General features: G+C 36.2%; 10 protein-coding genes. 6 read left to right on the top strand and 4 right to left on the bottom strand.

All coding sequences use genetic code 11. From position 1 onward, the window contains the following. Positions 1–12: 12 nt before the first annotated feature. From AAC084_RS20825 to radC, 3 genes are read right to left on the bottom strand one after another with little or no spacing between them, the layout of a single operon-like run. On the bottom strand, positions 13–702 hold the full coding sequence (locus AAC084_RS20825; protein ID WP_339842225.1) for a YjjG family noncanonical pyrimidine nucleotidase: 690 nt from the start codon (positions 700–702) through the stop codon (positions 13–15). Next, entirely contained in the window at positions 695–1,990 is a 1,296-nt protein-coding gene (locus AAC084_RS20820; RefSeq protein WP_339842224.1) for a polysaccharide deacetylase family protein, read from the bottom strand. The genes AAC084_RS20825 and AAC084_RS20820 overlap by 8 nt, the downstream gene beginning before the upstream one ends. Continuing rightward, the gene (gene radC / locus AAC084_RS20815) at positions 1,991–2,689 is read right to left on the bottom strand and encodes a DNA repair protein RadC (RefSeq protein WP_339842223.1); all 699 of its coding nucleotides are present in this window, start codon (positions 2,687–2,689) and stop codon (positions 1,991–1,993) included. It abuts the gene before it with no gap. Positions 2,690–2,750: 61 nt separating this feature from the next. Here radC and AAC084_RS20810 point away from each other — a divergent pair, with 61 nt between their 5' ends. Continuing rightward, the gene (locus tag AAC084_RS20810) at positions 2,751–3,194 is read left to right on the top strand and encodes a DUF1569 domain-containing protein (RefSeq protein ID WP_339842222.1); all 444 of its coding nucleotides are present in this window, start codon (positions 2,751–2,753) and stop codon (positions 3,192–3,194) included. A 200-nt stretch (positions 3,195–3,394) separates the two neighbouring features. Here AAC084_RS20810 and AAC084_RS20805 read toward each other — a convergent pair whose 3' ends face one another. Further along, entirely contained in the window at positions 3,395–4,750 is a 1,356-nt protein-coding gene (locus AAC084_RS20805) for a Mur ligase family protein (RefSeq protein ID WP_339842221.1), read from the bottom strand. A 252-nt stretch (positions 4,751–5,002) separates the two neighbouring features. Between AAC084_RS20805 and AAC084_RS20800 the strand changes: the two genes are divergently transcribed. From AAC084_RS20800 to AAC084_RS20780, 5 genes are all read left to right on the top strand, one after another. Continuing rightward, positions 5,003–7,858, top strand: coding sequence for a gliding motility-associated C-terminal domain-containing protein (locus AAC084_RS20800; protein WP_339842220.1), 2,856 nt, complete (start codon positions 5,003–5,005; stop codon positions 7,856–7,858). Positions 7,859–7,867: 9 nt separating this feature from the next. Continuing rightward, positions 7,868–8,815 carry a type IX secretion system membrane protein PorP/SprF gene (locus AAC084_RS20795; RefSeq protein WP_339842219.1) on the top strand — a complete coding sequence of 316 codons (948 nt, stop codon included), beginning with the start codon at positions 7,868–7,870 and terminating at the stop codon, positions 8,813–8,815. A gap of 1 nt (position 8,816) precedes the next feature. Then, positions 8,817–11,000: an OmpA family protein gene (locus tag AAC084_RS20790; protein ID WP_339842218.1), complete on the top strand. Its 2,184-nt coding sequence runs from the start codon at positions 8,817–8,819 to the stop codon at positions 10,998–11,000. A 103-nt stretch (positions 11,001–11,103) separates the two neighbouring features. Further along, positions 11,104–11,421: a cupin domain-containing protein gene (locus AAC084_RS20785; protein WP_339842217.1), complete on the top strand. Its 318-nt coding sequence runs from the start codon at positions 11,104–11,106 to the stop codon at positions 11,419–11,421. A gap of 25 nt (positions 11,422–11,446) precedes the next feature. Further along, positions 11,447–12,232: an SDR family oxidoreductase gene (locus AAC084_RS20780; RefSeq protein ID WP_339842216.1), complete on the top strand. Its 786-nt coding sequence runs from the start codon at positions 11,447–11,449 to the stop codon at positions 12,230–12,232. Positions 12,233–12,478 lie beyond the last annotated feature (246 nt).

The following is a 12,478-nucleotide window of genomic DNA, read 5'->3' as shown; positions in this document are numbered from 1 at the left end:
GTAGTACTAACTCTATAAAAACGATTTTATTTCTTGTAAATCGTAAATAATGGGAGCTTCATTATGACTTTCTTCCCTATGGGCGTTAAAATGAATTGTATGAAGACCAACAGCTTTTGCGCCAAGAATATCTGCTTCTAAACTATCACCTATCATTAAAGAAGTCTGAGGTTTAGCATCAGCTCGGTTCAAGGCAAGATTAAATATTATCGGATTGGGTTTTTTCACTCCTGCCATTTCAGAATCAATAATGTGATTAAAATAGTTGTGAATACCTGAATTTCTTAATTTCTTCTCTTGAATTTCTTGAAAACCATTAGTAATAATGTGCAGTTTATAATTTGGCTGTAAATAGTCTAGAACCTCAATTGTATTGGGGAAAAGATTATTAAATGTAGAAAGGTTGTTGATATATTCTTCGGATAGAATATCGATTAGCTGGTCTGAAACAGGATAGCCTATAGTATCAAAAACCGATTTCAACCTTTGATATCGCAATTCTGCTTTCGTTATTTTTTCCTCACGATACATTTTCCAAAATCTTAGATTCGCGGGAACATAGACTTCTAAGAAATCTTCAATTTCTAAACCTATCTGTTGTTCACTAAATATTTTTTGAAAGGTAAATGCTGAATTCTTATCAAAATCCCAAAGGGTATGATCTAAATCGAAAAAAACATCTGTTATCTTATTTTTAAACATGGTGCTCTTTTAGTATTTCACCATACAAGGACATCCAATCACGTTCGTCCTTATTCCCTAAAAGTTCATTAGAGAACATCACTATCAACGTTCCATTAACTTGCTTCACTTCTTTAACCAATTTTCTAACTTGTTGCAACACCACCTCATCTTTCTTAATTTTTGACAATGCATAATCATGTATAGAAAATGGGTGTACTTTAATCGGTTGCTTTACTTCTAACGGAATATCATAAAATTGAAATGTGGTACATGTACCAGCTCTAAAACCTAATTCATAGGTGTACCCCATAGTATAGTCATCGGTAAATTCTGCTGCTATCAAATTTCGATAGGTTTCTGGCACATCAACTCTATTATAGCGCATTTTAGAACTATTTACAGGCCTATTGATAATCTCTTCTAAGTTCCCTTTTTCCTTTTTTAATAATTCCAAATCTGTAAATGAGCTATATGAGGCAGCTAAAGATACCGGTGCATAATCGGCAACATATTTTATAAGCGATTTAAACCTTATACTATTCGTAGAAACGTTTTTATCATATTTCGAATAATCTGCAAATTGAAAAAAGAAGTTACATTTTACGTTATATTTCTTATGTAAAGAAATCAATTCTTCATAATTATCATAAGGATCCTTCTTCCTATTTAACCCAACGGCGATACGATCTACGACCCTCTTTAATTTAAAAGTACCAAGATCCATTAACAAACCTACTAAACCTCGTACAATTCCTCTATTCGCATAGCAGTGTGAAGTGGCCACATCTAATACCGAAATAAAATCAAAACCTTTAATTTTATATGAAAGGTCATCAAAACGTTCTTTCAACGCTTCTAATAATTTATACGCCCAAATATCAACAACAGGCTTTTGAAGAAACCCATTTTGATAAGCAATGCTATCTTTTGGCGAGAATCTACCATGTATATCTTTTACATGGGGCAAATACTCCTCGTATCTAGCAATTAGAAAAAAACTAGCAGCAAAAATATCATAGGGTAGATTGCTACGTTCCCCTGTTGAGAAAAAGCAAGGTGTACCCTCCCAGTCTGCAATACTTAATTGAATATCATTTATACCTTGTTCGAACAACAGCTCATTACTTCGTATAAAAAACTCATTTTGTAAAGGCTGCTTGGTATAGGTTATTTTTGGCCCGGTATGTTTTATAAATTCTTCTACCTTGGTGGTAAAATCTAACTCCATACCCAAAATATTCACAAAGATATGCCTCATGATATAGGTAAGACGTGGTGTTATCTTATGTGTATAAATCAGTAACATTTATAGAATTTTTTCATCGGCAAAGCTATAATAACTTTTTTGAGTAATTATCAAATGATCTAATACCTTAACATCTAAAGTTTCGCTGGCTGTTTTTATCTTTTGGGTAATCTGTTTATCTGCAGCACTTGGTCGTAGCGTACCTGATGGGTGATTATGCGCCAAAATAATTGCCACAGCACCAAGCTCTAACGTTTGTTTCATAACTAAACGAACATCGACAAGAGTGCCGGTAATACCACCTTTACTTAACTGTGCCTTATGTAATACTTTGTTGGAATTATTTAAAAAGAGAATCCAAAATTCTTCATGCTCTAAATCACCCAGTATTGGTTGTAAAAGGTGATACACATCTTGACTGCTTCCTATTTTATCGATTTTCAAGGAGTCCTCTCCCCTTCTCCTTCTTCCAACTTCTAAAGCTGCAGCTATACTTACAGCTTTTGCTTCTCCGATTCCTTTGAAGGTCATTAGCTGTTTAATTGAAAGTCTACCCAGCTCATTCAGATTATTATCAACGGAAGCCAAAATACGCTTAGAAAGCTCAACAGCACTTTCAGCCCTACTTCCTGAGCCTATTAAAATGGCAATCAATTCTGCATCAGATAAAATCGAACGCCCTTTCTGAACCAATTTTTCTCTTGGTTTGTCGTCATCTGACCAATTTTTGATGGAGAACGATGTTGGTTTATCCTGCATTGGCTAAAGATACAGAACTAATTATTTTATGGTAAATTTAAACATCAATTAAAAAACCAATATGAAATCATTGCTAATTGAAGACGGATATCAAGATATTAAAGACAGAATTGAACAGCTTTCTGAAAACTCCGAAAAAGGATGGGGTAAAATGTCTGTCGGGCAAATGTGCTGGCACTGCCAATATCCACTGAAATTAGCTATCACCAATAAACCAAATTCATCTAAAGGCAATTGGTTCGTAAAAACATTTTTTAAGAAATCGCTCTATAATGACAAATCTTGGCGTAAAAACTTACCTACAGCACCGCAACTAAAAACGAAAGAAAGTAAAGATTTCACTACTGAACATGAGGTTCTAAAATCTTTAGTAAACGAATTATATGCTTTACGTGAAAGGCAAGAATGGTACCCACACCCTGCTTTCGGTACATTTACAAAAGAACAATGGGGCCAAATGCAGTATAAACATTTAGACCATCATTTAAAGCAGTTCGGAGTATAACTTGGTTGTTGGTTGTTGGTTGTTGGTTGTTGGTTGTTGGTTGGAAAAAAACAAATTCAAGTTCAAGTTCAAAAATCAAGTTCAAAAAGACTTAGTATTTTTTACTTAATACTTTGTACTCTTTACTTAGTACTCTTTCCTCTATTTTCTCTAATCCAACTTTGTACCTCGTACTTTGTACTTGATACTGTACTTCCACCTTAACTCATCAACTCTTGAAATTTCTTCAAATCGAATCCGCCATAATTACCTGAACTCATCAGTAATAATGTGGCGTTCTTATATTGGTGATTTTCTAAAAATTCATGAAACGATTTTGCATCGGTAAAAATGGTTAAATCGTCTCTTTCGAATGCTTCTGAAATTTGTGTTGGAGTAACGGCATCCAATTTTTTAATGGCTACCGATTCTGGTAAAAAGAAAATAACCGCTTCATCGGCAGCATCTAAAGCTCCTTTATACTCTTTTAAAAATTCCGGATTAAAACTACTGTACGTATGCAGTTCTAAACAAGCAATCAATTTTCTATCAGGATACTGCTCTTTTACGGCCTTCGTCGTTGCCGCCACTTTACTTGGCGAATGAGCAAAATCTTTATATGCTATACTCGATGGACCTTCAGCTATCTTTTCTAATCGTTTCGATGCTCCTTTAAATGTGGCAATCGCCTCATAGAAATCATCTTCATCGACACCCATATTCTGACAGATCCATTTTGCGCCAGCTAAATTGCTTAGATTATGTTTTCCAAATACTTCAATAGGCATTGGGCCTTCAGAAGTTTCTAAAAGTGTCTCACCATTTTCAACAGTATATTCAGGAGTTTTATAGGGTAATTTACGAATGGCATTTTCCGATGCCTCAACTACTTCCTTTACAGTTTCGTCTTCTTCGTTATAAGTAATAGAACCTCCTTTAATAATACTATCTACGAAAATTTTGAATTGCTCTACATAGTTCTCAAAAGTTGGAAATACATTAATATGGTCCCAAGCGATACCGCTCAATAAGGCTATGTTTGGCTGATATAAGTGAAATTTTGGTCGTCTGTCTATTGGTGATGATAAGTATTCATCCCCTTCCAGGACAATGAAATCATTATCCTCGGTCAAATGAACCATTCTTTCAAAACCTTCTAACTGTGCCCCAACCATGTAATCAACATCAATTTCATGAAAATTAAGTACATGCAAAATCATAGAGGTAATGGTGGTTTTACCATGACTACCACCAATAACTACTCTCGTTTTATTTTTAGATTGCTCGTATAAAAATTCTGGATAAGAATAAATGGTCAACCCTAATTCTTGTGCTTTTAGTAATTCAGGATTATCTGCTTTTGCATGCATACCTAATACAATGGCATCTAAATTAGAATTTATCTTTTCAGGAAACCAACCGAATTCATCTGGCAACAATCCTTGTGCAAGCAACCTCGATTTCGAAGGCTCAAATATAACATCATCACTACCTGTAATCTTATATCCCTTGTGTTCTAAAGCCAATGCTAAATTGTGCATGGCGCTTCCTCCTATAGCAATAAAATGTATTTGCATTCCCAAATTTTAGTCTTCAAAGATACGTATTGTGCATTTATTATAGTCGAATTAAGGCTTCACGAACGACATTGTTAACTCATTATAAAGCACTGTTTTATCGATGAAATACATTTTTCGTTAACACTACGTATCAACTTTAGTAGTATTCACCCTACAATTCGATTGTCTGACAACATATTCTTTCCAAGAAGTTAATTCTAAAATACCTTTAAAATCGAATAATTGCATTCGCCAACCAACCCCCGTTAAATGAACATTTTAAAATTAAAATTCTTCATCATACTTTTTTTAGTGCTAAGTTCCTCAAACTTCGTACAAGGGCAATGTGCCGGTACCGATTCAACCATCGAAGTTTGTACAAAAGATGCAGATGACGCAAATCGAAACTATAATTTATTCTCACAATTAAGTGGCGCACCTACCGCTGGTGGTACGTGGTCTACCACCAATCCTGAAAACTTCTATGCCCTAAATCAAAGTACCGGCGTAGTAGATTTATGGCGTATTAATAATTATGGAATTCATGTTTTTAGATATATCAATACCTCATGTAACCAAACGGCAACGGTAACCATAAACCTTGGGGGCTACCCAGGGGAAGATAATATTGACGGTAGTGCAAATGCTTGTGGAGATGACAATAATGTAAACCTACACGGATTTCTAGGCAGTAATATTGACGGAAAAGTACAAGATTTTAATGGTCTATGGGAAGAAGACCCAGGCACGATTACCAACCAATTAGAAGACAATATATTTAATGCACAAGCTGCTGGCCCTGGTATCTATATATTCACTTATACCGTAGATGCTGTCAATAGTTGTACAAGTAGAACAGCCACGGTTGTTTTGGAAGTGCATCCTCCAGCAAATGCCGGTATCGCGACGAGTGTTACCTTTTGTACTAATGATAATTTTTCTGGCTATACCAATTTTGACCTCAACGGACAATTATCAGGTGAAGACCCCAACGGAACATGGTCTGAAGTGGGAACTAACCAGTTAAGCGATTTAAATGATTCGATTATCAACATAGAAGAATTGAATAACAATTTTGGATATGGCACCTATTCTTTTACTTATACCGTTTTCCCCACTCACCCTGTTTGTGAAGAAAAAGAAGTAACAGTCAATATAGACATCCTACCTGTTCTAGATGGAGAAATTACTGTCACTAATTATTGTTTTGGCTCAGATTATATTGTCAACCTAGTATATGACGAGACTATTTTGCACAACGGAAGTTTCCTGATTCAATATATCGTGAATAGTTCGGTGGGTGTAGCAAGCGCATCGTTGTCGAATGGAAATGGAAGTTTTATTATTGACCCAGATTTAGTACCTCTTAACCAAACAGTAACTCTTGAAATAACAGGTATTGATGGTGTTTCACCAATGCGCGATGTTTGCCCAAGGGTCATCGTACCAACTACCACTTTTTTGGTAGCAAGTTCAAAAGCCGATGTACAAGATATTTGTGTAGAGAATGACGCAACGGTAACCATAACAGATATTCTTGATTCAAGTGGTAATTCTGCCAATGGGTTATTTAATGTTGAATATACTTTATCTACACCTGATGGTGGCACATCAGATTTCAGTTCTTTTGAAGTTCTGTTTACAGATGGTGATGCTACTTTTAATATAGACAGCACTAATCTTATAGCAGATGGAGATTATGAGATAGAACTTTTCATTGCTAATACTTTTGCTCTTAATTGCCCAATTGCAGACCTATTCTCCGCTACTCCCATACCAAGTGAGATTCAACTAGATTTATTAGTAGACAATAACTGCGATGCCACACAAATAGACGTGCTTATCGATGCGCCGATTTTAGCTGACGGCACTTATACTATTACATACGATGTTACCGAATTAGACTCAAATACAGTATTAACAACAAACACCATTAATTTTACGGGTGGTACGGCAAATTATCAAATAGACGTAGATGCCTTACCTATTGGCAATTATACTGCAAGTGTTCGAAGTATTCAAGATGATACTACACGATGTCGTCTTGTTTTTGAATTTGAAGAAAATGAAAACTTTTCAAGAGGTGGTGTACCAGACGCACCACAAGCAGCGGCAAATCAATCATTTTGTTTAAGTGACTTTCCTGGCGGACCAACCTTAATGGATATCGAGGTTACCTCAAGTGGCGACCTATTATTTTATGCAACAGAAACCGATACAGCTATTCTACCAATTTCAACACAACTCATTGATGGTGAAGATTACTTTATATCGAACACTGACCCCATTAATAATTGTGAAGGCATAGTACGTATACCGGTTACGGTAAGTTTTAGTAATCCAAATGTACCAACAAGTACGAATTTGAATCCGTTGTTCTGCGCAGAAAATAATCCGACATTATCAATTATTGCTATTGATGTTACCGCAGGTAGCACGGTAGTATGGTTTGATGCCAGTACAAGCGGAAATGTGTTAGATGCTACAACAATTCTCGAAGATGGCCAATCCTATTTTGTAGCAACCAATAGTTATGGGAGTTGTACAAGCACCGAACGTTTAGAAATAATACCAACAGTAGTTACGGTAGTACCTACTTCTTTATCAGGTGATGCCTTAGTAGTGTGCGGACTCGATAATCCTACAGTTTTAGAACTAAGAACTCTTGAAGAAGAAATTGATAATGAAGTATTTTGGTATACGACCGAAACTGGCGGCACTGCACTTACGGATGATATCGCGTTAGTAACAGATACTATTTATTATGCAGAAAATTACAACGCAATTACTGGATGTTCTTCAGCTAGTCGTGTACCTGTAACTGTAGATTTGAGTAATTGCGATCCTGATAATTATGACTTTTTCATTCCTGACGGATTTTCACCTAATGCCGATGGTAGAAATGACACCTTCTTTATTCCGAATATTGAAACCATATTTCCCAATTTCACTTTAGAAATTTTGAACAGATATGGCACGACCCTATTTAAGGGCGACATGTCTAAACCTGCCTGGAACGGCAGTAATGGTTCTTCAACTGCGCCTAACGGAGTCTATTTTTACATCATAAATTATAACAAAGGCAATTCAGAACCAATTCAAGGCCGACTTTATTTAAACAGATAGCCAATTCAAATGAGACTTATAAAAAACCGTTGGGGTATCTGCATAGTTCTGCTTTTATTCCTATTTAAACTACAAGCGCAGCAAGACCCACAATATACCCAGTACATGTACAACATGAATGTGGTAAATCCTGCCTATACTACCAATCAACTAGGCATGCTGAATTTTGGCACACTGTACAGAACCCAATGGGAAAATGCAGTTGGCGCACCAAAGACATTAACCTTTTTCGCACATACGGCACTATCAGAAAAAATAGAAATGGGCACCTCTATCATTGCCGATGATATTGGAGATGGTTCATTGAAAGAAAATAATATTTATGTAGACTTCGCTTACATTCTTAAACTCGACGAGCAAAGTAATTTAAGTTTAGGGCTAAAAGGAGGCATCACTACGTTTGAAACTAATTTTAATGGATTTCGGTTTCCTGAAATTCAAGATGACCCTGCCTTTAATGAGAACCTAAATAACACTTTTCCAAATATTGGTGTAGGCGCTTTTTATAATAGAGATAAATTTTATGCAGGCTTATCTATACCAAACCTATTAACCTCTAAGCATTTAGAAAATAGAGATGGTATTACCCGTATAGGTGCAGAGGCTATTCATCTCTTTGGTATGGCTGGCTATGTTTTTGATGTGAATTCCGATTTAAAATTAAAGCCATCCATCTTAACAAAAATGGTAACGGGTGCGCCAATCACGGCAGATTTTTCATTTAATGCATTATTCAACAATCGATTTGAAGCTGGTGTTTCTTATCGCTTAGAAGATTCGGTTAGTGCTATGTTCAATATATCAATAGTACCGGCATTGCGTATAGGTTATGCATATGATTATACGCTATCCAATTTAGGGGCATTCAATAATGGCTCACACGAAATATTTGTATTGTTCGACCTAGACCTTTGGGGGCTTAAAAAGGGTTATGATAAATCTCCTAGATTCTACTAAAATGAAAAAGATACTTACATACCTCATCATATTTATCGGTGTTTTTCAGACCGCCTGGGCACAACAAGATTTAGACCGTGCCAATGATCTCTTTGAAAAAGCGTACTATGCAGATGCTATTGCATTATACGAAGCGGCACTAGCAAAAAACAAAAGTAGCCATCTTATCAAAAATTTGGCAGACAGTTACTACCATACCTTCGATTTAAACGCAGCAGCAAGGTGGTACCGCTATCTAATATTGAATTACGGCGATTCGGTAGATGAAGCCTATTATTTTAAGCTAAGTCAGTCCTTAAAGGCCATTGACCAATATGAAGAAGCAGAAACTGTTTTGTTTGACTTTTATACCAAAGAAGGCGATACGGCCAAACTACAACAATTAAAAGAAGACACTAAATATCTAGAAAATGTTAAAGCTATTGGTAACCGTTTCGATATAGAAAATAGCTCTTTCAATACGGCATCTTCAGAATTTGGAGCAATGAAAATCGGTGATGAAATTTGGTTCACCGCAACCCATAAAAAAACGGGTTCTAAAACCTATCGTTGGAACAATGAGCATTACTTGGATATTTACAAACATCCGGCAGATAAAGAATTTTTAGGAGATAGCCTAAGTACAGCGCTATCTGATAAGATAAACACCAAGTTACACGAAGGTGCATTTGCGCTTTCACTCGATGGAAATACCCTATACTTTACCCGGAACAATTTTAAGAACGGAAAGCGTAAGACAGACGATAAAAAAATATCGAACTTAAAAATATATAGCGCGAATTTGGTAGATGGTGATTGGAAAAACATAACAGAATTACCTTTTAATAGTGATGATTTTTCTAACGAGCACCCAACTTTAAATGCAGATGGCACAAAATTGTATTTCGCTTCAGATAGACCTGGCGGATTTGGCTCTTTTGACATTTATGTTGTCAGCCTGCAATCAGACAATATCTTTAGCGCTCCTGTAAATTTAGGCAGTGTAATTAATACGGATAAGAAGGAACAATTCCCGTTTATAGCATCAGATAATTCCTTTTACTTCTCATCAAATGGTCACCCAGGTTTTGGATTATTAGATGTTTTTGTATCCGAAAATAGAGGCGGAATTTTTCAACAACCTAATAATCTAGGTTTACCAGTTAATAGTGGTTATGATGATTTCTCCTATATTCTAAATAAAGAAATAAAAACCGGCTACTTTGCTTCTAACCGTCTTTCGGGCAAAGGAAGTGATGATATCTATAGTTTTACGGTCACTAAAGACTTAGCGATAGAAGATTGCCAGCAATTCATAACAGGTATTATAACAGACCGTACCACTACTCTACCACTAGCGGGAGCATCAGTTACATTAGTAGATAGCGAAAACAAAATTGTTGCATCATCCCTATCTAAAGAAAATGGTGCTTTTGAATTTGATGTATTTTGTGAAACATCATACTCCATAAAAGCTAACAAAGAAGGGTATGAAGGTAATTCTAGGACAATCATAACCAGTAATGAGCGCAATGCCACTAAAGATGCCTCTTTGGATCTATACTCCATTGTAGAAAAGGAAAAGGCGATTGCTCTCATAGAACAAACGAAATTGGAACAAGAAAAGCTAAGAGCCGAAGCATTAGCGATTAAAAAACTGGAAGATGAGAAGATAGCCAAAATACAATTGGCACATCAAAAGTCTCAAGAAAATGAACGTGTTGAAAAAGAGCGCTTAGTAGAAAAAGTAAAAAGCAAGAAAGCTTTGGTTAAAAGAATAACCGATGCCCTAGCCACAGAAACAGCTTTAGTAAACGAAAATGACCGTACCGTTATACAGACCGAAGAAATTCATTTCGATTATAGCCTTTGGTATTTAAGAAGGGAATCTCGTGAACGATTAAAAACGGTAATCGATGTAATGAAAAATAATCCGGGAATTATTATAGAAATCGGAACCCACACCGATATTCGCGGTAATGGCGGCTACAACAAAGATTTGTCTCAAAAGAGAGCGGACTCCGCCAAAGAATTCCTAGTAAAGAATGGCATCGATACAGATAGAATAGTCTCAAAAGGGTATGGAGAATCGAAACCTATTGTAGAATGCCCCACAGAAGATGCTTGCTCTGAAGAAGACCATGAATGGAATCGTCGATGCGAATTCGTAGTGGTAGGTTGGGATTATGAAAATCAGAAACCATAAACACATCATTCAATTTAAAAAATCAAAAGCCTCATTGGAATAAACCAATGAGGCTTTCTTTTTGGAGCCGATTCCTGTACCTTAGTGTTCCTATAATAAAGCTATGACAATGAACCTTTCTAACATTCCATCAAAAGAAATTATCCCAGGCTATCATGGTAAACTGGTGCACTCTGAACACATGAGTATTGCGTTCTGGGAAGTGAATAAAGATGCAGAAGTTCCCGAACATTCACATGTGAATGAACAGATAATGCATGTTATGGAGGGTAATTTTGAATTTACGTTAGATGGTAAAACCAAAGTCTATCACCCAGGTGATATTGTAATCATCGAACCTCATAAGAAACATAGTGGCAAGGCATTGACCCCATGTAAATTGATGGACGTTTTTAGTCCGACAAGGGAAGAGTATCGTTAATTGGTTGGTTGTTAAAATATAAGAAATGAAAATATCCCTTAAGAATAAGAAAGCATTGGTAGGTGGCAGTAGTGGTGGTATTGGTAAGGCAATTGCACAGCAATTAGCAGAAAGCGGAGCCAGTGTTACCCTTATGTCGCATAGCAAAGAAAAGTTAGAGCGTATAGTTGCCGATCTACCAAACGACCAAGGGCAGCAACATCAATATCTTGTGGTAGATTTCAATGATTTTCACGGATATCGCCAAATCATAAACGATTATTTCGACAATAACTCGGTTGATATATTGGTGAATAATACACAAGGTCCGGCTGCGGGTAGTGCGCTTGAAAAAAAAGTAGGTGATTACCAAGAGGCCTTCGACCTATTATTTAAGACCGTAGTATTTACAACGGAATTGGCGTTAAAGTCAATGATTGAAAATAAATGGGGCCGTGTCATTAACGTCGCTTCGGTCTCGGTTAAAGAACCGCTCTCTTATTTAGCGCTTTCAAACTCCATACGAGCCGCCGTGGTAACATGGGCTAAATCTTTGGCAACAGATGTAGGTACATATAATATCACCGTAAATAATGTACTTACGGGTTATTTTGATACCGACCGTATTGCACAATTAAATGCAAAAAAAGCAGAGCAACTGGGTATTGAACAAACCGAAGTGCGAAAAGAAATGGAATCTAAGGTTGCTGTAAAACGAATTGGAGACCCAAAAGAATATGGCTATTTAGCTGCTTTTCTAGCTTCTGATAATGCTGCCTATATTACAGGAACAAATATCCCCATCGATGGTGGGCTTTTGAAATCACTATAGTTCACCTAGAACATTATAAGATGTTGTCAATTTCAGATAGTAAGCACTTTTAGTTTATTGAACTTAGGCGTTTACAAACGCATATTATACACATAATACACCTCTATGTACCAGTAAGCATTGACCGTACACCTGTTTTGATTAAATTACGGGTAAAATAGAAATATGAGTACTAGTACTCTTAGCCAATTGTTAGCAAAAATTAAAACCAACTGACAGATGAAAAGAAATATAATAAGATTAATT

The organism is uncultured Maribacter sp., from assembly GCF_963977385.1.
In the GTDB taxonomy this organism is placed as follows: Bacteria; Bacteroidota; Bacteroidia; order Flavobacteriales; family Flavobacteriaceae; genus Maribacter.
This window is presented reverse-complemented; position numbering and strand designations above follow the sequence as displayed.

What these genes read in the sequence shown, in the direction of transcription:
- AAC084_RS20825 (WP_339842225.1), bottom strand. Translation starts at nt 702, where the DNA reads ATGTTTAAAAATAAGATAACAGATGTTTTTTTCGATTTAGATCATACC.
- AAC084_RS20820 (WP_339842224.1), bottom strand. Translation starts at nt 1,990, where the DNA reads ATGTTACTGATTTATACACATAAGATAACACCACGTCTTACCTATATC.
- radC (WP_339842223.1), bottom strand. Translation starts at nt 2,689, where the DNA reads ATGCAGGATAAACCAACATCGTTCTCCATCAAAAATTGGTCAGATGAC.
- AAC084_RS20810 (WP_339842222.1), top strand. Translation starts at nt 2,751, where the DNA reads ATGAAATCATTGCTAATTGAAGACGGATATCAAGATATTAAAGACAGA.
- AAC084_RS20805 (WP_339842221.1), bottom strand. Translation starts at nt 4,750, where the DNA reads ATGCAAATACATTTTATTGCTATAGGAGGAAGCGCCATGCACAATTTA.
- AAC084_RS20800 (WP_339842220.1), top strand. Translation starts at nt 5,003, where the DNA reads ATGAACATTTTAAAATTAAAATTCTTCATCATACTTTTTTTAGTGCTA.
- AAC084_RS20795 (WP_339842219.1), top strand. Translation starts at nt 7,868, where the DNA reads ATGAGACTTATAAAAAACCGTTGGGGTATCTGCATAGTTCTGCTTTTA.
- AAC084_RS20790 (WP_339842218.1), top strand. Translation starts at nt 8,817, where the DNA reads ATGAAAAAGATACTTACATACCTCATCATATTTATCGGTGTTTTTCAG.
- AAC084_RS20785 (WP_339842217.1), top strand. Translation starts at nt 11,104, where the DNA reads ATGACAATGAACCTTTCTAACATTCCATCAAAAGAAATTATCCCAGGC.
- AAC084_RS20780 (WP_339842216.1), top strand. Translation starts at nt 11,447, where the DNA reads ATGAAAATATCCCTTAAGAATAAGAAAGCATTGGTAGGTGGCAGTAGT.